This window comes from Janthinobacterium sp. GMG2, assembly GCF_033949445.1.
Classification (GTDB): Bacteria; Pseudomonadota; Gammaproteobacteria; order Burkholderiales; family Burkholderiaceae_D; genus Janthinobacterium; species Janthinobacterium aestuarii.
On record NZ_JAXAWA010000002.1, the window covers coordinates 1233216 to 1257718 of the forward strand.

General features: G+C 64.0%; 20 protein-coding genes. 8 read left to right on the forward strand and 12 right to left on the reverse strand.

The annotated features are described in order from the left end of the window. Positions 1 to 13: 13 nt before the first annotated feature. Positions 14 to 1687 (reverse strand): malonate decarboxylase subunit alpha, encoded by a 1674-nt coding sequence (gene mdcA / locus SKZ59_RS11645; protein WP_128139416.1) that lies wholly within the window; start codon positions 1685 to 1687, stop codon positions 14 to 16. Between the two features lie 119 nt (positions 1688 to 1806). Here mdcA and SKZ59_RS11650 point away from each other — a divergent pair, with 119 nt between their 5' ends. Then, positions 1807 to 2730 carry a LysR family transcriptional regulator gene (locus SKZ59_RS11650; RefSeq protein WP_319991829.1) on the forward strand — a complete coding sequence of 308 codons (924 nt, stop codon included), beginning with the start codon at positions 1807 to 1809 and terminating at the stop codon, positions 2728 to 2730. Between the two features lie 85 nt (positions 2731 to 2815). On the opposite strand, the gene SKZ59_RS11655 is transcribed toward SKZ59_RS11650, so the two are convergent. The 4 genes from SKZ59_RS11655 to SKZ59_RS11670 form a co-directional block, all read right to left on the reverse strand. Continuing rightward, a complete protein-coding gene (locus SKZ59_RS11655; protein WP_034751161.1) occupies positions 2816 to 3175 on the reverse strand; it encodes a hypothetical protein in 360 nt (119 codons plus the stop codon). 98 nt (positions 3176 to 3273) lie between these two features. Beyond that, a complete protein-coding gene (locus SKZ59_RS11660) occupies positions 3274 to 5115 on the reverse strand; it encodes a glycoside hydrolase family 15 protein (protein WP_319991830.1) in 1842 nt (613 codons plus the stop codon). A gap of 3 nt (positions 5116 to 5118) precedes the next feature. Then, positions 5119 to 5880: a trehalose-phosphatase gene (gene otsB, locus SKZ59_RS11665; RefSeq protein WP_051991142.1), complete on the reverse strand. Its 762-nt coding sequence runs from the start codon at positions 5878 to 5880 to the stop codon at positions 5119 to 5121. After that, the gene (locus tag SKZ59_RS11670; protein WP_319991831.1) at positions 5880 to 8144 is read right to left on the reverse strand and encodes a trehalose-6-phosphate synthase; all 2265 of its coding nucleotides are present in this window, start codon (positions 8142 to 8144) and stop codon (positions 5880 to 5882) included. Before SKZ59_RS11670 ends, otsB begins: the two co-directional genes overlap by 1 nt. Before the next feature lie 260 nt (positions 8145 to 8404). On the opposite strand from SKZ59_RS11670, the gene SKZ59_RS11675 reads away from it, so the two are divergent. The 4 genes from SKZ59_RS11675 (at position 8405) to SKZ59_RS11690 (ending at position 12420) form a co-directional block, all read left to right on the forward strand. Further along, positions 8405 to 9520 (forward strand): mechanosensitive ion channel family protein, encoded by a 1116-nt coding sequence (locus tag SKZ59_RS11675; protein ID WP_319991832.1) that lies wholly within the window; start codon positions 8405 to 8407, stop codon positions 9518 to 9520. Positions 9521 to 9571: 51 nt separating this feature from the next. Continuing rightward, positions 9572 to 10867, forward strand: coding sequence for a cation:proton antiporter (locus SKZ59_RS11680; RefSeq protein ID WP_319991833.1), 1296 nt, complete (start codon positions 9572 to 9574; stop codon positions 10865 to 10867). A 109-nt stretch (positions 10868 to 10976) separates the two neighbouring features. Next, positions 10977 to 12158, forward strand: coding sequence for a serine hydrolase domain-containing protein (locus SKZ59_RS11685; protein ID WP_319991834.1), 1182 nt, complete (start codon positions 10977 to 10979; stop codon positions 12156 to 12158). Positions 12159 to 12249: 91 nt separating this feature from the next. Beyond that, on the forward strand, positions 12250 to 12420 hold the full coding sequence (locus SKZ59_RS11690) for a hypothetical protein (protein ID WP_319991835.1): 171 nt from the start codon (positions 12250 to 12252) through the stop codon (positions 12418 to 12420). Here the strand turns inward: SKZ59_RS11690 and SKZ59_RS11695 are convergent. Then, positions 12417 to 12800 carry a YkvA family protein gene (locus SKZ59_RS11695; RefSeq protein ID WP_046685558.1) on the reverse strand — a complete coding sequence of 128 codons (384 nt, stop codon included), beginning with the start codon at positions 12798 to 12800 and terminating at the stop codon, positions 12417 to 12419. The two genes, SKZ59_RS11690 and SKZ59_RS11695, sit on opposite strands and share 4 nt — an antisense overlap. A 92-nt stretch (positions 12801 to 12892) precedes the next feature. Here SKZ59_RS11695 and SKZ59_RS11700 point away from each other — a divergent pair, with 92 nt between their 5' ends. After that, on the forward strand, positions 12893 to 13984 hold the full coding sequence (locus SKZ59_RS11700; RefSeq protein WP_319991836.1) for a DNA topoisomerase IB: 1092 nt from the start codon (positions 12893 to 12895) through the stop codon (positions 13982 to 13984). Here SKZ59_RS11700 and SKZ59_RS11705 read toward each other — a convergent pair. Beyond that, positions 13944 to 14168, reverse strand: a complete 225-nt coding sequence (locus SKZ59_RS11705) for a hypothetical protein (RefSeq protein ID WP_319991837.1) — start codon at positions 14166 to 14168, stop codon at positions 13944 to 13946. The two genes, SKZ59_RS11700 and SKZ59_RS11705, sit on opposite strands and share 41 nt — an antisense overlap. A 264-nt stretch (positions 14169 to 14432) precedes the next feature. Here SKZ59_RS11705 and SKZ59_RS11710 point away from each other — a divergent pair, with 264 nt between their 5' ends. Further along, entirely contained in the window at positions 14433 to 17804 is a 3372-nt protein-coding gene (locus SKZ59_RS11710) for a hypothetical protein (protein WP_319991838.1), read from the forward strand. A 6-nt stretch (positions 17805 to 17810) separates the two neighbouring features. Here the strand turns inward: SKZ59_RS11710 and SKZ59_RS11715 are convergent, their stop codons facing one another. The 4 genes from SKZ59_RS11715 to SKZ59_RS11730 all read right to left on the reverse strand — a co-directional run bounded on the left by SKZ59_RS11715 (position 17811) and on the right by SKZ59_RS11730 (position 21780). Beyond that, positions 17811 to 18626, reverse strand: coding sequence for a ferritin-like domain-containing protein (locus SKZ59_RS11715; RefSeq protein WP_319991839.1), 816 nt, complete (start codon positions 18624 to 18626; stop codon positions 17811 to 17813). A 43-nt stretch (positions 18627 to 18669) separates the two neighbouring features. Further along, positions 18670 to 19572, reverse strand: a complete 903-nt coding sequence (dsdC, locus tag SKZ59_RS11720; protein WP_319991840.1) for a DNA-binding transcriptional regulator DsdC — start codon at positions 19570 to 19572, stop codon at positions 18670 to 18672. A 20-nt stretch (positions 19573 to 19592) separates the two neighbouring features. Further along, entirely contained in the window at positions 19593 to 20924 is a 1332-nt protein-coding gene (locus tag SKZ59_RS11725; RefSeq protein ID WP_319991841.1) for a D-serine ammonia-lyase, read from the reverse strand. 118 nt (positions 20925 to 21042) lie between these two features. Beyond that, entirely contained in the window at positions 21043 to 21780 is a 738-nt protein-coding gene (locus tag SKZ59_RS11730; protein ID WP_319991842.1) for an NYN domain-containing protein, read from the reverse strand. Between the two features lie 262 nt (positions 21781 to 22042). Between SKZ59_RS11730 and SKZ59_RS11735 the strand changes: the two genes are divergently transcribed. Then, the gene (locus SKZ59_RS11735; protein ID WP_139143517.1) at positions 22043 to 22231 is read left to right on the forward strand and encodes a hypothetical protein; all 189 of its coding nucleotides are present in this window, start codon (positions 22043 to 22045) and stop codon (positions 22229 to 22231) included. Positions 22232 to 22377: 146 nt separating this feature from the next. Here the strand turns inward: SKZ59_RS11735 and SKZ59_RS11740 are convergent, their stop codons facing one another. Continuing rightward, positions 22378 to 24456 carry a TonB-dependent receptor gene (locus SKZ59_RS11740; RefSeq protein WP_319991843.1) on the reverse strand — a complete coding sequence of 693 codons (2079 nt, stop codon included), beginning with the start codon at positions 24454 to 24456 and terminating at the stop codon, positions 22378 to 22380. Positions 24457 to 24503 lie beyond the last annotated feature (47 nt).

Genomic DNA, 24503 nt, shown 5'->3' on the forward strand with positions numbered 1-24503 from the left:
CTCATTGCAATCATTACCAGCTCCTGAATTTGGCGGGTGGTTGATACAGGCCGTCCGACCATTCGACCAGGTCGGCGATGCTTTTCGCGGCCAGCAGCGAGCGGCTCGCCGCGCCGCGCTGCACGCCGATATCCTCGGGCAGCGCGATCAGGCCGTCGGCGCGCAATTTGGCCGTCGTCTTCGGGTCGTGGCGCAGGCCAATCGGCGTCACGCCGGCGACGGCCGCCAGCATGGCCTTGCGTTCATCGAGCGAGCGGGCCTTGTACAGGTAGGCGATGCCCTCTTCCGTCAGCACGTGCGTGACGTCGTCGCCGTAGATCATCACGGGCGCCAGCGGCATGCCGCTGGCCTGGCCCACGGCGACGGCATCGAGCGATTCGACGATCGTCGGTTGGCCGCCATCCTGGAACGTTTCGACCATCTGCACCACCAGCTTCTTGCCGCGCGCGAGCGGATCGTCCGTCTCGATCAGGTCCAGCCAGGCCGGCGTCGGGTGGCGCCGGCCGTGCGGATCGTGGCCCATGTTCGGCGCGCCGCCAAAGCCGGCCAGCCGGCCATTCGTCACCGTCGACGAATTGCCCAGGCCATCCATCTGCAAGGTGGCGCCGATGAACAGGTCGACCGCGTACTGGCCAGCCAGCTGGCACAGGGCTCGGTTCGAGCGCATGGAGCCGTCGCGGCCCGTAAAGAACACGTCGGGCCGCGCGGCCGCATAGCCTTCCATGCCCAGTTCCGCGCCGAAGCAGTGCACGCTCTCGACCCAGCCCGTCTCGATGGCAGGGATCAAGGTCGGATGGGGGTTCAGCACCCAGTTGCGGCAGATCTTGCCTTTCAGGCCCAGCTGCTCGCCATACGTGGGCAAAATCAGCTCGATGGCGGCCGTATTGAAACCGATGCCGTGATTGAGCGACTGCACCTGGTGTTTTTCATACACGCCGCGGATCGCCATCATGGCCATCAGCACGTGCACGGGCTTGATCACGCGCGGGTCGCGGGTAAACAGCGGCTCGATGAAGAACGGTTTATCGGACTGCACGACGAAATCGATCCACGAGCCGGGCACGTCGACCCTGGGTAAATCGCTGACGTCGTCGACGATCTGATTGACCTGGGCGATGACGATGCCGTCGCGGAAGGCGGCCGATTCCACCAGGGTCGGCGTGTCCTCCGTGCTGGGGCCCGTGTACAGATTGCCCTGGCGGTCGGCCATGTAGCCGGCCACCATGACGACGTTCGGCGTGAGGTCGACGAACAGGCGCGCATACAGTTCGATGTAGGTGTGGATGGCGCCAACTTCCAGCAAGCCATCCTGCAGAAACTGGGCGATGCGCAGGCTTTGCGTGCCGGCAAACGAAAAATCGAGCTTGCGGGCGATGCCCCGCTCGAACAGGTCCAGGTGTTCGGGCAGGCTGACGCTGGGCATGATCAGGTGCAGATGATTGATCTTGTCGGGATTGACCTGGGTCAGCATGCGGGCGAGGAAGTCGGCCTGCTTCTGGTTATTGCCTTCGAGGACGACGCGGTCGCCCGGCGCCAGCAAGGCTTCGAGCACGGCGACCATGTCGCCCTGCTGCAGCACGGGGCCGCTCGCGTAGTGGCGCACGGCGTCGAGGCGGCGGCGCTTCTCGGTGCGACGCGTGTCCCATTGTTTTTGCCGCTGCGCTGGCGCTGCTGTGGCGGTTGACATCTTGCCTCCGAATTAAGCTATCGAACCCTGACGATAGAGTGAAAACGGAGGCGCGACAATCAACCTGCTACCATGTTCATTACCCTGAAGTTAATGAACTCACGATAATCACGGTGATCATGGCCATCAACGAAGAAATCACGCTGAAAAAGCTCGAGGTTTTTCTCAGCTTTATGGAATTGAACAACCTGGCGCGGGTGGCCGACGCGCTGGGCCAGAGCACGGTCAGCGTGCACCGCGCCCTGCACTCGCTGGAGGACGGCTTGCGCTGCCCCCTGTTCAAGCGCGAGGGCCGCAGCCTGATCCCCCTGCATGCGGCCTACACCTTTGCCGAATCAGCGCGGCGCGCGCTGGCCGAGTGCGAGGAAGGCGTGCGCAAGGTGCGCGAAATGTCGGGCATCAACCCCGTGCGCCTGAAGATCGGCTCGCTGTATTCATTGACCCTGCACTGCATCCCGCAACTGGTGATCGCCCTGAAGCTGCGCCGGCCCGGCCTCGACATCGACCTGACCCTGGGCTCGAACCGCGAACTGCTGCAAAGCCTGGCCGATGGGCGTTTGGACGCCATCATCGTCGGCGTGCAGGAAGAAGAACAGCATGCCGGGCTGGTGGCCGTGCCCCTGTTCCAGGACGACGTCTACCTGGCCGCGCCGCTAGCCTCGCCCTATGCGGGCGCCGCCTCGGTGGACTTGCAGCAGCTGCGCAACGACAAATTCGTCACCCTGAACGAAGGTTTCGTCACCTCGCAAAGCTTCAACCACGCGTTCGACCTGGCGGGCTTCGTGCCCGACACGGCCATGCGGGTCGGCGACATCTTCTCGCTGATCAACCTCGTCAGCGGCGGCATCGGCTACAGCCTGCTGCCCGGCCGGGTCCGGGCCTTCAGCTCGCGCATCGAACTGCTGCCGCTGGACGCGCGCTACGGCTCGCATCAGCAGATTACCCTGCTGATGCTGAGCAGCCGCGAGCGCGACCCGAATTTGCTGGCGCTGGCGGCGGAGTGCAGGCTGTATGGGCGTGGCGAGCGCGCAACTGGCAGCTGAAATGGAGTCGCAGAAGCGCCGCGCTGACATTGAAATAATAATGACGCCGCATGCCATCTGCGCTTTGGACCATGCCTGTATCAGCTCAAGTTGGAAACTCTCCGCGCATATAGGTTTTCCAGAGATTGTCGATAAAGTCGATCTCGACTTTATCGTGGCATGCCTGTGCAATCAGGCCCATATCGTCCGACACATAGCCAGCAAGGTCGGAATTCTCAGTGATCTGATACACTTTCTTGAATGCGACCTCCCTGATCCCCTTCACCAGGGCGCCTTCAGGTGGACAAGATGAGGTCACTTTTTCGTAGCTGGCACACCATGCGCCATCAAACTCAACAGATTCCCTGGCGCACAATACAGCATCCCAATCAGTATCTTTCTGGAAAATAGTCTCAAGAAAAATGCTGTCATTTATTGTCGCTAAAATGTCGTTTGCGGTCGTCATCTCGGTATTTCGTATTGATCAGTGTGGATGCCATTCGGCATTTCGTATTCCTGCGCACCAAGGCTGGTGATGACCTGGCGCGTAATGACATGGCACAATTAAATAGCGCTATCCCAAGGCGCCGACAACCTGACGGCGCAGTTGATCAGGCCCACCATCGAATACGTCTGCGGGAAATTCCCCCACATCTCCCCCGTCACCGGGTGCGTATCTTCCGACAGCAGGCCCAGGTGGTTGCGCGCCATCAACATCGTTTCGAAGATTTTGCGCGCTTCGTCTTTCCTGCCGATGCGCGCCAGGGCGTCGATGCGCCAGAAGGTGCAGATGTTGAAGGCCGTTTCCGGTTTGCCGAAGTCGTCGGGCGCTTCGTAGCGGCGCATGTAGGGGCCGTCGCACAGCGATGCTTCCAGCGCGTCGACGGTGGCGATGAAACGGGGGTCCATGGGGTCGATGAAGTTGACTTCCGCCATCAGCAGCACGGATGCGTCTAGGTCGCGCCCGCCCAGGCTTTCCGCGAAGGCCTGGCGCTCCTCGCTCCACGCTTCGCGCAGTAATCTCTCGCGTATCAGCACGGCGCGGCTGTTCCAGTGCTCGGCCCGGTCCGGCAAGCCCAGTTTATGGGCGACCTTGGCCAGGCGGTCGCAGGCGGCCCAGCTCATCAGCATGGACGAGGTGTGGACCCTGGCCCGCGTGCGCAGCTCCCACATGCCTGCATCCGGTTCCGCGTGCAATTTGAAGGCCTGGTCACCCACGGCTTCCAGCGCGGCGAACTCGGCTTTTCCGCCCCGGTGGAACAAGCGGTGGTCGAGGAAAGCCTGCGCCGCGCCCAGGACGATGTTGCCATAAACGTCGTGCTGAAAGTGCTCCTGCGCCTGGTTGCCGACGCGCACGGGACCATTGCCCCGGTAGCCGGGCAAGTGGTCGAGCATGGATTCGGGCAACTGCTCTTCCAGGCCGATGCCGTACAGGGGCTGGATGTGGCCGCCTTTCGAGCGGGCGACGATATTCGTCAGCCAGCGCAAATACTCTTCCATCGTGCCCACTTCGGACAAACTATTGAGTGCGCGCACGACGAAGAAAGCGTCGCGCAGCCAGCAATAGCGGTAATCCCAGTTGCGGCTGCTGCCTGGCGCTTCCGGGATGCTCGTCGTCATGGCGGCGATGATGGCGCCCGTGTCTTCATATAAAGACAGTTTTAATGTGATGGCCGCGCGGATGACCACGTCCTGCCATTCCAGCGGCACGGCCAGGCGGCGCGTGTAGGTGCGCCAGTAGTTGATCGTTTCCTTTTCGAAGATGCGCGCCGTCTCGTCGATGCCGCCGGCCAGGGTTTCATCGGGGCCCAGCAGGAAGTTGGCGGTGCCGCCCAGAACGAAATACGTTTCACTCAGCACATAGTTGAGCGAAACATCGGTGTTCAGACGCAAGGTCTGTTCCGGCCCCACATAGCGGATGTGGTGGCTCCCCTGCGTGACCTGCGGCGCCAGCTTGCCCCAGTCGTAGCGGGGGCGCAGGCGCACGCGGATGCGCACGGCGTGATCGAGCGGACGCACGCGGCGGATCAGCATCAGCGGGCGGAACATGCGGTCGCGGCTGAGGAAGCGGGGCGCGAAATCCGTGATTTCCACGCCGCGCCCATCCGTGTCGTACAGCCGCGTGCGCAGTACGGCCGTGTTCGGCTCGTAGAATTGCTCGCTGCGGGCAAAGTTTTCAATGTCGATGGCCCACACGCTGCCGTTTTCCGTCGCGTCCAGCAAGGTATTGAAGACGGGGTCGCCATCGAAACGGGGCAGGCAGGACCAGACGACTTGCCCTGCCTGGTCGATCAGGGCGCTGAAGGCGCAATTGCCCACCACGCCGCAGTTGAGGGACGCTTGCCCGGGCGGTGCGGTGGCGGCGGACGCGTGGGCGCCGCTGGGGGTGTCATAGGATGTCGTCATCGGCTACTCCTTGAACGGGGATACGGACGCGGCCAGCAATACGGTGCGCAAGACGTCCGGGCTGGCCAGGCGCAGGCTGGCGGCGCTGGGGCCGCTGCCCACTTTCACGCCCTGCCCCCCAATTTGTTGAACATAGGCAAAACCTGCCTCGTCGGTGGTATCGTCGCCCGCGAAGACGGGACGGCGTCCCTTGAACGGCGCCTCGGCCATGAAGGCGGCAATGGCGCCGCCCTTGTCCGTGGCGGCCGGCTTGGCTTCCAGAACCATTTTGCCATGCAACAGCAAAAGACCGGGGCACGCTTGCACGGCCAGCGTCATTTCCTGCAGGCACAGCTGCTCCAATTCCGGCGCCAGCCGGTAATGCAGGGCCACGGCGCCGCGCTTGTGTTCCACCAGCAAGCCGGGGTACACCGCCGCCAGTGCGCGGGCATGCGCCAGCACGGACGACACGTCGGGCGTGGCCGCCACATGCCGTGTGCCGTCGGCGCCGCGCCGCTCCACGCCATGCACGCCGGCCACGGGCAAGATCAGCGGCGCCAGCATGGCATCGATCTGCGCCACGGGGCGGCCGGAAACGAGGGCCAGCGCGCCGCCATGCCAGCGCGCCAGCAGCATCAGCGCGTCGACCACGCCCGCTTCCAGGCGCACGCCGTCGGGCGTGGGCGCCAGGTCGACCAGGGTGCCGTCGAAGTCGAAGAAAACGGCGCTGCCGGGCGCACTCAGCAGTTGCAGCAAGGCTGCGCTATCGTCAGGGATCTCCGCCATCAGATCCCCTTGCGCCGCTTGATGCGGCTGTGGGCATCGATCTTGGTCATGACCTTGTCGCGCTGGCGCAGACGGGCCGCATCGAGCAGCATGCGCCCGGCCCAGCGGTAGACATTGAAATGTTTCACACGGGCCCGCATGCTCTTCATGCGCTCGCGCTGTTCCACGGGCGGCATCACTAGGGCGCGGTACAGGGCGTCGGCGCCCTGCTCGATATGGTAGGGGTTGATGATCAGCGCTTCGTGCAGCTCGCGCGCCGCGCCCGTGAATTGCGACAGCACCAGCACACCCAGCTCATCTTCGCGCGCGGCGATGAATTCCTTGGCCACCAGATTCATGCCGTCATGCAAGCTTGTCACCATGCACACTTCGGAAGCGCGGAAATAGCGCTGCAAATCGTCCTGGCCATGGTGTTCCGCTTTCAGCAGGATGGGCACGTAGTCGCCGCTGCCAAAGCGGCGGTTGATGCGCTCGACCATCTTGCGCACCCTGGCGTCGAAACTCTGGTATTCATCGAGCGAGGCGCGGCTCGGGGCAGCGATTTGCACGAAAGTAAAATTACCCACCATGCCGGGCTGCTGTTCCAGCATGCGCTCGACGGCCTGGAAGCGCTCGACGATGCCTTTCGTGTAATCGAGGCGGTCCACGCCGATGCCCAGCAAGTGGTTGGGCGTCACGCCCAGTTCGCTGCGGATTTGCGCGCGGCACGTGGCCACGTCGGGCTGGTCCGGGTTGTCTTCCGGCCAGGCGATGGAAATCGGATAATCCTCGACCTGCGTCATCTCGCCGCCATAGGAAATGGTCGACGCTTCCGGCTCGATGCGCGTTTCCAGGTAGCGGTCCACCGTTTCGAGGAAATTCTTGCGGTGGAATGGCGTGTGGAAGCCGAGGATCGTGCTGCCCAGCAAGCCGTCGAGGATTTCCTCGCGCCATGGGCAAATGCCGAACGATTCCGAGTTCGGCCAAGGGATATGCCAGAAGGTAATAATCGTCGCCTTCGGCAAGGCTTCGCGCACCATGCGCGGCAGCAAGGCAAAGTGGTAATCCTGTACCAGCACGACGGGGTTGTCCGTCTTCGCTTCCGCGATCACGGCGTCGGCAAAGCGGCGGTTGACCTTCACATACTGCTCCCAGTCGGACGAGCGGAACACGGGGCGCACATGGGCGATATGGCACAGCGGCCACATGCCTTCATTGGCGAAGCCATAATAATATCCCTGCTCTTCCTCTTGCGTCAGCCACACGCGGCGCAAGGTATAGCTGGGATTGTCGGGCGGCACGGGCACGTGGTCGAGTTTATCCACCGTCTCGCGGTCGGCGGAACCGGCGCCATGCGCGATCCACGTGCCGGAACAGGCGCGCATCACGGCTTCCACGGCCGTCACCAGGCCGCTGGCGGGGCGTTGCACGGCAACACCAGTCTCCGTTTTGGTGTGGATGTACGGCTCGCGGTTCGACACCACGAGCACCTGGTCGCCCGACAGGTCCGCTTCCAGCAAGGCGCGCAGCTTGTCCGGCGTCCAGTCGGACGACCAGCCGTTATCACCCTGGCGTTCCAGGTGGTATTCCTGCAGCAATTCGCGCAAGTCGCCGATCAGCGGCTGCATTTCCGGCGGCGGCGCGGGCGCGGCGGCCGGTGCGGCGGCGGCAACGGCGGGATTATTCTTCGACAGCAATTCGCCGCGCAAAATGTCCTTGACGGCCGCCAGCCAGCCGCGCCAGCTCAGGTGGGCCACGAACACGGTCATCAGGGAAATCAGCACGGCCAGCACGGCCAGGAAGGCAAAGATAAAACGTTTGGTATCGGTATTGCGGCGCTCGACAAAGCTCATGTCCTGCACCAGCACCAACCGGCCCAGCTGGGACGCATCCTGCATCACGGGCGTTTCGCTGATATGGACTTGCCCTTGCGGCAATTGCGCCAGGGATTTGTACAGGCCGCCCGTGGAAGGCGTGCTCCAGCAGCCGATGGAAGCGGGGTATTGCGCGGACTGGTACAGCAAATGGCCCGCATTGTCGCAAAAGCCGATGGCGATCAGGCGCTCGTCGCGCGTGGCGCCCTGGAACAGTTCGCTGATGCGCGTGGCATCCTGCGCGGGCAGGTATTCGGTGAGCGAAGGCCGGAGGGTTCCGGCGAGCAATTCTGCCCGGCTGTCGAGGTCGCGCACATACCAGCGCAGGGTGATGTTGTCGAGCAGGGGTACCACAATATAGGCAAACAGTCCCAGCACCAGGGCCAGTGGCAGGATGAAGCGCAAGGACATTCGGAGTGATCGTACTATCATCGTTTTCCTTTGCAAAAACAAAAAGCATGGCAAGTATGACTATGTTTCCACTGCGGCGACGCCCGTTTGCTTTCCGTATTGAAACGTCAACGTGACATGGCGCAGCGCAGCAATTTCTGCAAGTATCCACGTTGATGCAAGTCTTATCCGTACGGCAACGCACGCCCCCGTTACGCCATCTGCCCGTAAAATACCCGCTTCCGACATCCATTTCATTTAAGAACAAGGAGTTTTCGCCTATGGATCTCAGCACGTTCCACTCGCTGATGGGAGGCCCGCTGCGCTCGGCGCTGACCGTGCTCGTTTCCGCCCTGCTCGTCACCCTGGTCGCCATCGGCGTGCACCGGGCCGGCATCGGCCTGCTGAAAAGACTGGCCAATGGCCACCCGCTTGCCAGCAACGTCGCGCGCGAGGCCTTCCGCGCCAGCCAGCTGTGCCTGATCGTCTTCGGCTTGCGCATGGTGCTGGCCAGCGCACCCGACGACACGCCGGGCCTGGTCGCCATGTCGCACCTGGCCAGCGTGGCGCTGATCATCGCGCTGACCTGGCTGGCCATGCAATGCATCGAGTCGCTCAGCATCACGATTTCCCAGATCAATCCCGTCGACGCGGCCGACAACCTGCGCGCGCGGCGCCGTATCACCCAGGCCCGTGTGCTGACGCGCAGTGCGCACGCCATCGTCGTCCTCCTGGGCCTGTCCTTCGTGCTGCTGACCTTGCCCGGCGCGCGGCAGATCGGCGCCAGCCTGCTGGCCTCGGCCGGCGTGGCGGGCCTGGTGGCCGGTATTGCCGCCCGTCCCGTGCTCGGCAATTTCATCGCAGGCCTGCAAATTGCGTTCTCTCAACCGATCCGCATCGACGACGTGCTGATCGTCAACGGAGAATGGGGCACGGTCGAGGAAATCAAGGGCACGTATGTGGTCGTGCGCGTATGGGACGAGCGCCGTTTGATTGTGCCGCTGCAGTGGTTCATTGAAAATCCGTTCGAGAACTGGACGCATACCTCCTCGGAGATCCTGGGCACGGTGTTCCTGTGGCTCGATTTCAGCATCCCGATCGAGCCGCTGCGCGCGGAACTGACGCGCATCTGCGAAGGCGCCAAGCAATGGGATGGCCGGGTCTGCACCGTGCAGGCGACGGATTCGAACGAGCGGGCCGTGCGTGTGCGTTTCCTCATCAGCGCTGTCGATTCAGGCACGGCGTTCGAATTGCGCTGCATGGTACGCGAGCAGATGCTGGCCTTCATCACCACCCACTATCCGCACGGCCTGCCCCGCTTGCGCTCGACGCACGACCCCATCGAGCTGCACGCCATGCAGGCGCAGAACGACAGCGTGTCGCTGCACAAAGCATAAAAAAACCGTGCGGCGCGCTGCCCTTGCCCGCGCGCCGCTACAATGGTTCACATGAGCACCACCGCCTGGTTCATCCTGATCGGCTGCCTGATGCTGGCGCGTGGCCTGGGCGCCGACGGCATCGCGCGCCTGCCATTGACCTCGGCCATGGCTTACCTGGGCGTGGGCCTGCTGCTGGGCCCCATGTTCCTTGGCCTGTTTTCGTTCGACCTGGTGCAGCAAGCGCCCCTGCTGGAAACCCTGACGGAAATCGCCGTCCTCATCTCCCTGTTTTCCGCCGGCGTGAAGATGCCCGTGCCCTTCAGCCTGGCGCGCTGGCTGGCGCCGCTGCGCCTGGCGTGGCTGTCGATGGCCATCTCCGTGGCCCTGGTGGCGGCCTTTGCGTGCCTGGTGCTGGGTCTGCCCCTGGGCGCAGGCATACTGCTGGGCGCCATCCTCGCGCCCACTGACCCCGTGCTGGCCACCGACGTGCAGCTGCGCCATGCGGGCGACCGCGAGCAATTGCGCTTCATGCTGACCAGCGAAGCGGGCATGAACGATGGCAGTGGCTTTCCCTTCGTCATGCTGGGTCTGGGCTTGCTGGGCCTGCATGAGCTGGGGCCGAACGGCGCTACCTGGCTGTGGCGCGATCTGGTCTGGGCCAGCGCGGGCGCCATCGCCCTGGGCGCGGCCGGCGGCGCGCTGCTGGCCTGGCTGGGCTGGCAGGTGCGCGCGAAGGAGCCGAAACACGCGATGCTGGACGACCTGGCGGCCCTGGGCTTGATCGCCCTCGTGTACGGCGTGTCCACGTGGCTGCATGCGTGGGGCTTTCTGGCCGTGTTCTTCGCCGGCGTGGCCTTGCGCCAGACGGAACTGCGGCTGGCCGGCGCGCCGAAAGACCGGCACGGCTTGCTGCAAGCCGAGGAAACCCATGCCGTGTCCGCCGCCAAGCCGCACGACAGCGACGTGACGCTGACGGTCAGCGGCGAATCCCTCGTCTTCAAGGAACATCTGGAACGCCTGTCCGAACTGACCCTGGTGCTGCTGCTGGGCGGCGCCGTCACGGCCGCCGCCTGGAGCTGGCAGGCGTGGAGCGTGGCGCTGTTCCTGCTGCTGGTGGCGCGCCCGGCCAGCGTGATGCTCGGTCTGCTGGCCTCGGGCACCAGCCTGCGCCTGCGCGGGCTGGCCGCCTGGTTCGGCGTGCGCGGCATCGGCTCGCTGTACTACCTCAGCTATGCAATCGCGCATGGCCTGGCGGACGGCCTGGCGCGCGAACTGGCCGACATCACCCTCGTCGTCGTCATCCTCTCCATCGTCGCCCACGGCCTGACGGTCAAACCGCTGCTGGAACGCTACTGGCGCAAATAGGCGCCGGCGGCACCTATTTATCACTGCTTCAAAGCAATGTTTTGTCAATTGCGCCTATGACGGGCGGAAATATTGTTAAGATAATTAAAAATGGCAAAAGAGAGAAGCAATGAAACGAAGAAGCGTGCTGGGACTGGGCGTCTCGATGGCCCTGCTGCAAACGGGCTGCGCCACCGATCCGGCCAGGCTGGCGTGGGAAACGGCATTTGACGGCTTCATGCGCGATGGCCTGGCCCGCACGGAAACTCCGGGCATGAGCGTGGCCGTGGTGCGCGGCGAGCAAACGATTTTCGCGCGCGGCTATGGCTGGGCCGACATCCAGGCCGGCAAGAAGGCCGACGCCAGCACGGTGTTCCATGTCACCTCCGTCAGCAAGCTCGTCACGGCCACGGCCGTCATGATGCTGCTGGAGCAAGGCGCCTTCCAGCTCGACGACAAGGTGGCGGCCTACCTGGACTTCCCGCTCATGCATCCGAAGTTTCCCGACGTGCCCATCACCTTTCGCCATTTGCTCAGCCACACCTCGGGCATTTCCGACGCCGTGTACGAAAAGACGACGACGTTTGCCGTGCAGGGCGACCCGCGATTACCGCTGCGCGACTTCGTCAAGGGTTACCTGTCGCGCGGCGGCGCCTGGTACGACGCGGACGTGTCGTTTGCGGCCCGGCCCGGCACGGAATGGCGCTACAGCAATGTCGGCATCGCCCTGCTCGGCTATCTGGTGGGCCGTTTGAACCCCGATGGCCTCGACGCCTTTACCCACGAGCACCTGTTCGAACCACTGGGCATGGACAGCACGGCGTGGAATCTGGCCGGCTTGCCGCGGCGCACCGTCGTCGCCCAGCCGTATGCGCACAAGGAACCGGGCCTGCAAGCGCTGCCGCCCGTCGGCTATCCGGACTGGCCTGCCGGCCTGCTGCGCAGCTCGGCGCATGACTTTGCCCGCTTCCTGGCCATCTTCAGCAATGGCGGCCGGGTCGATGGCCACCGCTACCTGCAAGACTCCACCCTGCAATTGTTTTTCGCGCCGCAAGCGGCCCCCGTCGTTCCCGCCGATTCGTCCGTGCGGCAAGCCCTCGTGTGGCTGCTGCGCGACGTCGACGGCAGGCCGCTGGCCACGCACAGCGGCGGCGATCCGGGCGCCGCATCCGTCGTCTGCGTCGACCGCGCCAGCAAAACGGCCGTGCTGGCCTTCGCCAACGTCAGCGCCGACAAGGAGTTTCGTTCATTCCAGAAAGAAGTCGTGCTGCGCCTGCTGGCCCATGGCGGCAGCGGCGCGCAAGCGCGGTAGGCATGCCGCTTGTGTGAGCGGACGCACGGTGGCGCCCAGGCAAGAAAGTATGCTGTGCTGGTCAGATTTGACAATCAACGAGGAGACCGGCATGACGAACCGCATCGGCAACAAGGACGTGGCGCAGCAGCGCAGCAAGAGTGAAAAAGCCCGCATCAAGGCGCAGAACATCGCCAACGAGGCGGTCAAGAAGGCCGAGGCCAGGGCCAAATACCGCAACGCCATCAAGGGCCAGCCGGGCCAGCCCGCTCCGGCAAGCTAGGCGCCGAACCAGCCGCGCAGTTTCTCGGCGGCCCGTTCCTTGACCTCGGCCGTGATGTAGGTGGCCACCGTGGCGACAGCCGCCGCCAGCACGGCCAGGTCATCCGCATAGCCGACCACGGGCGTGATGTCGGGAATCGCATCGATGGGCGAAATGAAATAGCCGAGCGCGCCGTAGATGGCCGTCTTGGCCCACAACGGGGTGTTCGGCTGCTGCGCCGCGTAGTACAGCCACAGGGCTTTCTCGATGACTTCGCGTCCCGCCGTCTTGGCGAACTTGACGACCTTGTCCCAGAAGCTGTCATCCGTGTATTTCTTTTCATACTGCTTGTCGGCTTGGGGGGCGTGGTCTTCTTCCAGATTCTTTTTTCTGCCAAACATCTGCTGCTCCTGTCTGCCGCGCACGGCGTTACGAATGCGCACCTTAGCATAACGGCGCGGCAGGTGCGCGGCGTACAAGGTACGCTATATCCATGGAAATATCCGCCACCACCACGGCCCGCGCCGCCGGCCTGCGCTACACGGGCGACCATCAAAGCGGCATCGCCCGATTCGGCAAGCCCGGCAAGTTCCGTTACCGCGACGCAGATGGCCAGATCGTGCGCGATGCCGCCACCCTGGCGCGCATCAAGGCGCTGGCCATCCCGCCGGCCTGGACGGACGTGTGGATCTGTCCGCACGCGAATGGCCATTTGCAGGCGACGGGGCGCGATGCGCGGGGCCGCAAGCAGTACCGCTACCATGCGCGCTGGCGCCAGGTGCGCGATGAAGTGAAATACGAGCGCATGCTCAGCTTTGGCCGCGCCCTGCCCGCCATCCGCGCCGCCGTCGCGCGCGGCATGCAGCTGCCCGGCTTGCCCCGTGAAAAAGTGCTGGCCACCATCGTGCACCTGCTGGAATTGACGATGATGCGCATCGGCAACGAAGAATATGCGCGCACGAACAAATCGTTCGGCCTGACCACCCTGCGCACGCGCCACGTGCAGGTCGACGGCAGCGCCGTGGCCTTTCACTTCAAGGGCAAGAGCGGCGTGCGCCACGATATCCGCCTGAGCGACCGGCGCCTGGCCAGGGTGCTGCAGCGCATGCGCGAACTGCCGGGCCAGGAACTGTTCCAATATGTCGATGAGGATGGTGCGCGCCACGGCATCGGTTCGGGCGACGTCAACGATTACCTGCGCGAGGTGACGGGCGAAGACTACACGGCCAAGGATTTCCGCACCTGGTCCGGCACCCTGCTGGCCGCGCTGGCCCTGCAGGCGTTCGAACAGGTCGATTCCGATGCGCAAGCGAAGAAGAACATCGTGCAGGCGATCGAGTCCGTGGCCAAGAAGCTGGGCAACACGCCGACGATCTGCCGCAAGTGCTATGTGCACCCGGCCGTGCTGGAATCGTATCTCGATGGCAGTTTATTGGAAGGCATGCGCGAGCGGGCGCGGCAGCAGATGCAGGACGATTTGCAGGCGCTGGCGCCGGAGGAAGCGGCCGTGCTGGCCTTGCTGCAGCAGCGGCTGCAGGGTGCAATCAAGCCTGGCGCGCCGGCTGGCAATGTGCCGACAGCGTGAGCGCATCGCTGCTGCAGACAGGCAAGGCGCCATGGCCGGCATCGCGCGCCACGGGTGCCGGCGCGGCATCGTCCGGCTGGGCCTCGCCCGTATTCATCAAGGTGGCCGCCAGGGTCGAGAACGTAAACAGGCAGATCAGCAGGAAGGGCTTGTTCACGTGGATGGACTGGTCTGGCTTTTGCATCGCGTACTCCGTCGGACTGGTTGGCTATTGCAGCATGAACACGATCATCGCGTGTTTCCGCAAGGCATACAATCAGACAGTTTCGACAAGACGGGTAGGACAGCGCTGACAGGCTCAGCCATGACGTCCCGTGTCGGAAAATTTGACACCTGCTCCGTCCCATTGCCGCCAAGCCCTTGTTTTTAAAGCACAATCGATGCAGGAACGCTTCCTGCTTGACCTCCTGCTTGGGCACGCTTGGCGCCAGTCTATGGGGGAACGATCATGAGCTTTATCAAACAGGCGCTGCTGGCGCTGCTGCTATGCGTAATGTCCGCCGCGCACGCGACCAGCATCGGCTACACGGCAACATCGCTGGGCGGCACGCAGTGGCGCTACGACTATACGGTCAGCAATACCACCCTGGCCGTGCCCATCGAGGAATTCACCTTGTTCTTCAGCGTGGGCCAGTACGCCAACCTGCACAGCGCCTCCACGCTACCAGGCTGGGACGTGCTGCTGGTGCAGCCCGATCCCGCCATTCCCGCCAGCGGCTACCTCGACGCGCTGGCGCTGGCCGGCGGCATCGTCCCCGGTGCCACGCTCACGGGCTTTTCCGTCACCTTCGATTATCTGGGCGCGGGCAGCCCCGGCGCCCAGCCGTTTTCCATCCTCGACCCCGTCTCCTTCATCGAGCTTGAGGCGGGCATCACGCAGCCGGCCGCCGTCGCCCTGCCGTCCACGCCATGGCTGCTGCTGGCGGGCGTACTGGCCATGGCCTGCCTGCGGCGCCGGCAGCTGGCAGGCGCCGCGCTGGCGCTGACCTTGTGCGCCTGCGGCGGGCCGAACGATCCCACGCAGCCGGCCGCGCCGAAGCTCATGCTGGCCGCCGCCGCGACCACCAGCGGCACCACCCAGGCCGCCGGCGAACTGGAAGTGACCTTGCTGGAAAAAGTGGCCGAGCAGCGCGTCAACCGCACGGCCTGGGACTACACCTACCGCGTACACATCCGCAACAATGGCAGCGAAGCGGCCGTCAACGTGCAAGCCGTGCTGGCCAGCGCGCCCGCAGGCAGCACCATCATCGATGGCAACGTGCTGGCCGGCAGCATCGGCGCGGGCGCCACCGTCACGCCCGCCGACACCATCACCGTGCGCATCGAGCGCAGCATCGCCTTCCAGAGCTCCGGCCTGACATGGACCTTCAGTACCGGCGACGGCATCGTCCTCGACCCCGTACGGCCCGCGCAAGTGATCGTGCTGCCGCTGGCCGAGCTGGGCTTTCCCGATGGCGCCGACAGCGTCAAGGCCAGCGGGGCCGTGACGGACGTGCTGCTGCAGGACGGCAGCCTGCGCTTTTCCACGCCCGGCGACACGGGCGTGGACCAGCACGCGCAATTTTCCCTCAGCAAGGGCGGCAAGGTCACGACCCTGGACCTGCTGATCCAGACGCAACTGCCCACGGCTGTGGAAACCTATGTGGAGCCGAACGATGACGGCAGCGTGCCGACCACGGCGCCCGTGCTGGCCATCACGGGACTGGGGCCGAACAACCGCCTGCAGCCGGGCGGCCTCGCGTTCCGCCTCGTGGATGCGGCCCCCATGGCCCTGCAGGATGACAGCGACGGCCTGCTGTCCGGCCCGAATGACGTGGCCATCAGCCTCAAGACCTACTGGACGTTCGATGCGGCCAGCGGCACCTTCAGCATCGGCGCCACGGCCATGCAACAACTGCTCGCATCCTTGCCCAACGGCAGCTACGACCTGAACCTCAATTTCGTCTCGCAGGATGGCGAGTTCACGGCCAGCTATGCCTTGATCGTCATCAAATCCGGCATCGTGCTGCAAGGACAGCTGCGCACCCCGGCGGGCGGCAATGCCACGGGACTGGCCGGCAAGAAGATGCTATTGGCCGGCTACAACAACCACCAGCGCCAGGTGGCCGTGGTCGACGCCACGGGCGCCTTCCATTTCGATGGCGTGCTGCCCGATACCTACCAGCTGACCTTGAACGATCTCGTCCACCCGAACGTGGTCAGCGTCAGCGCCGTCGTTTTTGAGAACAGCAGCAACGTCAATGTCGACATCGTCTATCCGTATGCGGCGAGCCTGGCCTTGCGCGGCGGGGCGCAGACCTATGCGGCCGGCCGCGTCACGCAGGATGGCGCCGGACCGCCCGCGCGCGACCTGCCCGCCAGCCCCCGCGCCGCGGGCGACGCCACGCCGCAGGCTGACGAGGGCAGCAAGACCTTCACGGCCATTGCAGCCGCACAAAACCAGACCATCACCTCGCCCATCGCCTTCACCGTGCCCCAGGGCACGAAAAACGTGGGCGTGAAAATCACCGTCAGCACGGCCGAGTATCCCACCTACACGACGGCGCAAAGCCAGTACAACGATACCTGGTCATACGCCGTGACAGGGCTGCCCGGCGTCAACCTGGCCGCCACGGGCGCAGTCAACCAGTCGCACTTCACGCAAGGCACCATCGTCAGGACGGAGTGCGTCGACGTCAGCAAGCAAACCAGCAATGGCGCGCTGAACCTGGGTGGCAACGTCAGCGCCACGAATATCGGCGACAGCGCCCTGGCCACCGTGACGACGGTGGAACTGAGTCTCGCGTGCAAGGGTTTGAAGGTGACGCTGGCGAAGTTCAGCTCACCGAACCAGGCCGCCCACCCCGTGCTGCAGCCGATCAAGCTGACGGGCAATTTGGCGGGGCCGTATGTTTCCGTCTCGCAGGGAACGGCCACGGCCACGCACACCTTGCCGATGGAATTGCACTACACGCCGGCGGCGGCGACGATTACGGAAGTCAACATCGGCATTTCGTCGGGCGGCGGCAATCCCGCCTTCAGCGCGGAGAATTTATTGTCCCAGACCAATACCAAGACCGCCGGCACCGTAAAGTTTCCCAGCCTGGTGCTGCCCGCCTTTGCCGGCGCCAAGCTCGACAAGAAGGCCGTCGTCACGGTGCGTCTGAAGGGCCGCATCGATAATGTCGATGCCAGCTCCGACCCGGCCGAAGGGGGGCAAGTGGAATTCAAGGGCGACACGGCCTACATCCCCCTGTACCTGGCCGACAACGAGGCCGCGCTGGCGGCGCGGCGCTATGGCACGCGCGACCCTGGCGGCGATTCGTGGGCCACGCGCCTGGCCATCGCCTGGCTGGCAGGCAAGGCCTACCGCTTCGACGACATCAGCGGCCAGCACGTGACGCAGACGGCAACGGGCCGCTCCATCCTCGGCCACAGCGGCCACAGCGACGGCCAGCAGATCGACTTGCGCTACGCGGACGGCGCGGGCGGCTACACGGACGCGCTGGGCGGCCAGAACGATGGCGCCGCCATTCAAAATCTGATCAATGCCGCCAAGGCGGAAGTGGTGGCCAACCCCGCGCAAAAGCCGAAACTGGCAGCCCTGGTGGCGTGGATTGCGGCGAACCGCGCCATGCTGGCCCTGGAAGCGGCGCAGGCCAGCACGCGCGTGATCTACATCGGCCCCCGCTTCATCAAGCTGGCCCTCGTCGACGGGCGTTTTTCCGCCGCCACTACCGACAATATCCCCGGCGCTGGCGCCTGGACCAAGCCGGCAAAAGTGCACATCGAGACGGGACACCTGAGCCACTGGCACATCAGCATCACGGCCCATCCGTAAGCAAGGTCAGGCGGGCAGATCGGACAGTTCCAGCTCCGAAAACCCCGCCCGCCGCCGCGCCTCCAGGTTGAACGGGCCGCGCAGGGTCGGCGCTTCGTAGCGCAGCGCCAGCTCGGCATAGGTGGCGCGCAACTCCAGGCCCCTTTGATCGCACAGGTAGCCATACCAGCGGTTGCCGATTTCCACATGTCCCACTTCATCGCGCAGGATGATGTCGAGGATGGCGGCGGCGGCCATGTCGCCCGCCTGCGCCAGCTTGGCGCGCAGCGGCGGAATCGCATCGAGTCCCCGCGCTTCCAGGGTGCGCGGCACGAGCGCCATGCGCGCCAGCACGTCGCCGCGCGTCTTGTCGACCATTTCCCACAGGCTGTCGTGACCGGGGAAGTCGCCATACGTGTGGCCCAGCACCTGCAGGTGCGCCTGCAGCATGGCAAAGTGCGTGGCCTCCTCCTTCGCCACGCGCAGCCAGTCCGTGTAGTAATCAAAGGGCAAATCCGGGAAGCGCCACAGCGCGTCGAGCGCCAGATTCATCGCATTGAATTCGATGTGCGCGAGCGCATGCACGAGCATGGCGCGCCCTTCCGGCGTGATCATCGACCGCCGCCCCACCAGACGCGGCGGCACCAGTTCCGGCCGTTCGGGACGGCCCGGCACGGGGCCGGTCGGCGCCAAAGGCAGGTGCGCATCGAGCGTAAGCTGGGCTTCGGCCATGGCCGCCACCATCGCCACCTTCGTTGCCGGGTCCGGTTCGAGCAGGCAGGCGAGCGCAGTCGTACGCAATTCCTGTGGCGGCGTGGAGGTCAGTGGGGATGATGCGTGCATGGTGCTTCCTTCGTGCGCTTTCTTGAACAAGGCGCGCAGTGTATCAAATTGCCTGTCCCAGCAGCCAATCGAACAAGGCCTGCACTCTTGCCGGCAGCGCGGCGCGTCCGCTGTGCACGAGGTAATACGCCTGCGGGCTGGGCAAGGCAAAGCCGCCAAACGGCAGGATCAGCTGGCCGCTATCTAGCCACGGCTGCACCAGCTGGCGCCGGCCCATGGCCACGCCCGCGTGGTGGATGGCCGCCTGCGCACACAGGTCGGCGCGGTCGAAACGCAGGCTGCGCGCGGGCAAGTTCACGCCGGGCGCCTGCCCTTCCAGCCACAGCCGCCACTCGGCATCGGGCGCGCAGGCGGGCCAGGCCAGGGTGTCGTGCAGCACCGTCGCGCCTTGAAGCTGATACGGCGCATCGAGCAAGCCGTGCTGGCGCGCATAGTCCGGACTGCACACGGGCGCCAGCCATTCGCCCATCAGCTTGCGCGAAGCCAGGCCGGGAAAGCTGCCGTCGCCGTAATGCAAAGCCAGGTCGACCTGGCCCGCGCGAAAGTCCACGCTATCATTTCCCACGCGCAAATCGATCGACACGTCCGGATACTGCGCCGTGAAACCTGCCAGGCGCGGCACCAGCCAGCACTGGGCGATGGAGGGGCGCGCATGCATGGTGATGCTGCCCGTGAGCGCATCGCCGCCGGCCAGCGCCGCATGCAAGCCATCCCAGCCGATTTGCAGCGCGGTGAAGATGCGCTCGCCATCCTGCGTCAGCTTGACCTGCCGCGTCAGGCGCTCGAACAAGCGCAGACCCAGACCCGCTTCCAGCCGCGCGATGCGGTGGCTGACGGCGCTGGGCGTGAGCGCCAGTTCCTGCGCGGCCAGCGCAAAACTGGCATGGCGCGCTGCCACGAGAAACGTGTGCAGGTTGGCAAACTGGCTGGCCGTCAGCGTCGCCATGCGCGGAGCGCCGGCCGGCATCAAGCGGCGCCAGCCGCCAGCAAGGCGCGGCCGCGCGCCACGTAAGCGGCCATTTCGTGCTCCGGCACCATGCTGCCACCCGTGCCCCACACCAGGTGCGTGGCCGTTTCCAGGTGCTGCCGGTATTGCGGCGCGGCCAGCACGGCAGGAATGCCCGCGAATCCGGCCACGGCCGACGGTTCCAGGCGCAAGCCTTGCGTTTGTTCCAAGGTCGCTAGCAAGCGGTACAGTTCTTCATCCGTGACGGTGGCGTAGCCGTCGATCAGCCGCTGCATGGCGCGCCCGACAAAGCCGGACGGGCGTCCCACGGCCAGGCCATCGGCGGCCGTGAGGTTGTCAATGCCGATTTCCTGCACGCTGATGCCATCATGCAAGCCCGTGTACACGCCCAGCAGCATGCATGGCGAGTGGGTCGGCTCGACGAAGATGCAGTGGACATCGTCGCCAAAGGCCAGCTTCAAGCCGAAGGCCACGCCGCCGGGGCCGCCGCCCACGCCGCACGGCAGGTACACGAACAAGGGGTGCTCAGCATCGACCGTGACGTTCTTTGCGGCGAACTGGGCTTTCAGGCGCTGGCCCGCCACCGCGTAGCCGAGAAACAGATCGTGCGAATTTTCATCGTCAACGAAGTGGCAGGTCGGATCGCTTTCCGCCTGCTTGCGCCCCGCTTCCACGGCCACGCTGTAGTCGGTCGCGTACTCGACGACGGTGACGCCGTGGCTGCGCAATTTGTCCTTCTTCCATTGCCGCGCGTCAGCCGACATGTGCACAGTGGCGCGAAAGCCAAGGCGCGCGCTCATGATGCCGATCGACAAACCCAGGTTGCCCGTCGAGCCGACGGCGATCGCATACTGGCCGAAAAACGCCCGTACGGCGTCGCTGGCCAGCAGGCTGTAATCATCGCCTTCTTTCAGCAAGCCCGCGTCCAGCGCCAGCATTTCCGCGTGTTTCAGCACTTCATAGATGCCGCCGCGCGCTTTGATCGAGCCGGAAATGGGCAAATGGCTATCCTGCTTGAGCCACAGCTGACCGCTTGTCATGTCTAACGCCAAACCCAGCGCCGCCTGCATGGCGGGCAACGGTACGACGGGCGACTCGATGATGCCGCCGCTGGCCTGCGTTTCCGGGAAAGCCTTGGCCAGATACGGCGCAAAACGCGCCAGACGCGCGCTGGCCTGCGCCACGTCATCGGCCGTCAAGCCCACGTCTTTCAGGCCCTCGGCCGCCGGCCCAATGCCGGGATTGAACCAGCTCAAGGGCTGCAAGGCCATCAGTTCTGTAATCAGGGGAAATTTTTCGCGCAGCGCGACGATGGCGGAAGTGGGCAGCATGTCAACCTCGTGAAGGAACAAACCATGATTAGACCGCATGCGGGCGCCGCTGGCAAACGATGGATGATCAGGCAATGGGTGACGGGGGATCATCTGTCATGATGGCCCGGCTGCTTCCCTATTTCAATTTGATGTACAGATGCATGGCAGGATTCTTTTCGCTTTGAACTTCTTTGACTTCAACGAAAGGAAGGCGGCGCACCAGCTCACTCAATTTCTGGCAGCCATAGTGGCGCGGGTCGAAGGCCGGGTTATTTTTCAGGATCAGACTGCCGACGCTGCTCAAGGAGGCAAAACCGTCATCGCGCGCCGCGGCGATAATGGCCTTGCGCAACACTTCCCGCGTATCCGCGTCGAGGGAGACAGGCGCCATCGCATGTAGCGGTTTTTGCTGCTTTTCTGCCAAAGGCGGCGGTGTCACCGGCCGCAAGATCTCCGTATAAACAAACTTGTCGCAGGCGGCGACGAAGGCTGGCGGCGTCTTTCTTTCGCCAAAACCATATACGGCCAGTCCTGATTCGCGAATCCGTGTCGCAAGGCGCGTGAAATCACTGTCGGACGATACCAGGCAAAAGCCGTCCAGTTTTTCCGAGTGCAGCAAGTCCATGGCGTCGATGATCAACGATGAATCCGTCGAATTTTTACCTGTCGTATAGCTGAATTGCTGGATCGGCTGAATGGCCATCAAATGCAGGATTTCCTTCCAACCCTTCAAATTGGGCGTCGTCCAGTCTCCATAAGCACGCTTCACCGATGCGGTACCAAAAGTCGATACTTCCGTCAGCAACTCCTTGATGATCGACGCCTGGGCATTGTCCGCATCGATCAGGACGGCCAGTTTGGCATTACTTGTCATAATTTTTGGGCCTCATCAGCTAACCGCCGTTTGATTGCAGTTCCCACTATGCAGCCAAATGTTCCGTCAAGCAATACCAGAACCGGCAGCCCTATCCCTGATGATAGCTAAATTTAATTCCTGAATGCACTATCGATTAAAGAAAAATTACCACAAAGTCAGAAAAATAAGTTATCTTAAAGGCAAATAAAAGGAGACATTTTTTCTCTTTTCCACCGAGGCAAAAATGCGCTCCAAGAATGACAAAGTCACTGCTACAAATATGGATATCCTCGACTGCGCAAGGCAGGACGATTTGACGGCCCAAAAGGTCGAAGTCGGCATTATTTTTCAGGAAATGCTCGATACGGCCACGGCCGCCGCCTACCTCGCCAAGAACAAGGTGCCGATCGCCACCGCGCTGCGCGTCCTCACGGGATCACGGCGAAAAAAGAACGGAGGCGGAAATTGATGGCGCTGTGCCGGATAGTCAGAGGATGGTGTTGAAAAAGATACACGCGCACATTGTCACAAACCCCAGGCGCTCGCCGATGCGGCAATGCCAGCAGGCGCCGTCCTTCCGCATCCGCGCAGGAAGGCGCCCGCTGATTGCCCGCCTTAGAACTTCAGTTGCAGCCCCAGATCAATCGACCTGCCCTCGGCCGGCAACGCTTGCAAGGCGCCGCCGTTCGCTTTCAAGCCGGACAAATACACGCCACCCAGCGGGTCTGCATACGCGCGGTTGAACAGGTTGCTCACGCCCGCGCTCAGGCTGGCCATCTTGCTCAGCGCTACGCTGCTGCGCAGGTTGACGAGCGCGTAGCCGCCTGTTTCCGGTTCGACGCGGCGCGCGTCGACCTTGTCCTTGCGGGCCACGATCTTCGTTTCGATGCGGTTGCTCCAGGCGCCCAGCTTGTGCTCGACGGCCAGCAAGGCGTTGAACGGCATCATGCGGTACAGGTCGCCGCCATCGCTGCGCTTGCCCCGCGTGTATGCGGCGTTACCTGTCGCCATGAAACTGCCCCAGCGTGCACTGCTCGTCAGTGGCAGCTGCCACGCCAGATTGGCGCCGTACAGCTTGGCGTCGTGGTTGGCAAAGCGCAGCAAATTGCCGTTGGCGCCCATTTTCATGTACGGGTGGAAAGATGACAGCACGTCGACGTCGATGTAATTGTCGACCTTGCTGTAATAGGGGTTGAGGCGCACGAACCAGCCCTCCTCGCCGCCGCCATGCCAGTCGGCCGTGAACCCCGCCGTGTAAGCGGTTTCGGGCTTGAGGTCGATATCGCCCACATAGCCGTTGCCATCGCCAAACCAGTTGGTCATGGTCATCGCCATCGAACCCCGGCCCCACGAGTAGCGCTCGTACAGGTTGGGCGAGCGCACCTTGCGCGCCAGCGCGAATTCATAGCTGCTGGCCGAGTCTGGCGTGAACGTGGCTTGCGCGGAAGCATCGATATTCGTGTCGCGCTGGCTGCGGCTGCGCGCATTGAAAGCCCTGGCGGCCATCACGTCCGGCATGTTCATCATGTTGGTGCCGTACGATTGCACGTCGCCCGTGTCCATGCGCACGGATTCGCCGCGCAAGCCCAGCACGCTCGTCCAGCGCGCATCGTGGCGCGTTTCCAGTTCGCCGAACAGCACGGTGCGGTCGCGCTTGCCGTCGTTGATGTTCAGGTAGGTGCGCGGTCCCATCATCATGGAACCGGGCACAGCCGGCCAGTAATCGTCGAGGCGGAAGCCGTGCCACTCCTGGCCCAGGCGCAACTCGCCCGCAGCGGTCGGCAGGCTGGCCATCAGCGCATAGCCCGTGTTGCGCCCGTGCGTGATCATCGGCATCGAACCTTTGCGCTCGGGCGTAAAGAAACCCATTTCATGATCCGTCTGCTGCCAGTAGGCGCGCGCGTCAAACACGCCCCAGGCAAATGTGCCCTGGTAAGCGAGGTTGGCGAACTGGCCGTGGTTGTCCGTCATGTCCATGTACTGGTTGGGAAATCCCTGGTACGGGATGTGCTGCACGCCGGCACGCAGGGTCAGCTGCTGGCCATCGCGCTTCGCCGCCAGCACGATGGACTGGTTGATGCTTTCAAACATGCTGGCCAGCACTTTATTGCCGTGGCCATCCTCATAACTGTGACCGCGCGTGTAGGCACCGCTGTAGCCGACGCTCAGGCTGTCGCTGGCGGCCGACGCGTTCACGCTGGTCGCCACGCTGTTGTTGACGCTGCGTCCCGACACGGCAAAGCTGCCTTGCGTGAGCAGGCCCGCGCCGGGCTGGGCGAACACGGGCGCGTTCGACTGCACTTCGATGGTGCCGCCTATGCTGTCGCCGCCCGCGCTGACGGGTGTCACGCCCGCGATCAGACGGATGCGCTGCACCTGCTGCGGATCGATATACGACAGCGGCGCATTCATGTGGTTGGCGCAGGCCGACGTCAGTTCCATGCCGTCGATGCGTATTTTCAGCCGGTCATCGGCAAAGCCATTGACCACCGGCAAGCCGGACACGCCGCCGCCGGCCGCCACGCTGTAGCCAGGCGTGCTGGACAACATGAGCGCCGTGTCGGCGGCGGGACGGTAGCCGTCGCCTATGGCCGTGACGATGACTTTCATCTCGGGCAAAACCTGTTCAGTGCGGGTTTGCGCCACGGCGGGCATGGCGATGGCGAGGGAAATCAATAAGGGGAAATGTTTCATGGTGCTGCTTTCAGATTCTGTATGGGCAAGACGAACAGACGCAAGCG